Raw genomic sequence first — 318 nt, 5'->3', positions numbered from 1 at the left:
AATCCATCTTTTCGGACGCGCAGGAGCCGGCGAAATGAAGTCTGTGTCCCTTTCTCCGTCGTCGTGGCCCCGCTGGGTGCGCGCCCTGGCCTTTGGCGCCCTGTTCGGGATGGTCGGATACGGCGTCGGCGGCTGGTTGGCCAAGGTCGCGCCAGGCGGGTTGGGCCTGACGGGCAAGGCCATACGCTGGTCGGACGCGCTGGCCCTGGTGGTCGGGGCCGCCCTGGTCCTGGGGTCGCTTTGGGCGCTTTACGTCAGCCTGGACGCCAGGCGGCTGGGCCGGATGTATGATCTGGAAGGCGACGCCTCGGCCGAAGA

Annotated in this window: 1 protein-coding gene; it reads left to right on the top strand. The window is 68.6% G+C overall.

The window, feature by feature from the left end; genetic code table 11:
* Positions 1 to 34: 34 nt before the first annotated feature.
* A partial coding sequence (locus tag ACTJKB_RS31030) for a hypothetical protein (RefSeq protein WP_440838056.1) occupies positions 35 to 318 on the top strand: 284 nt, incomplete at its 3' end.

Source organism: Paenibacillus sp. 22594, from assembly GCF_052044425.1.
In the GTDB taxonomy this organism is placed as follows: domain Bacteria; phylum Bacillota; class Bacilli; order Paenibacillales; family Paenibacillaceae; genus Paenibacillus_AQ.
The sequence above is the reverse complement of the archived record's forward strand: the minus strand, read 5'-3'. Positions and strand labels throughout refer to the sequence as shown.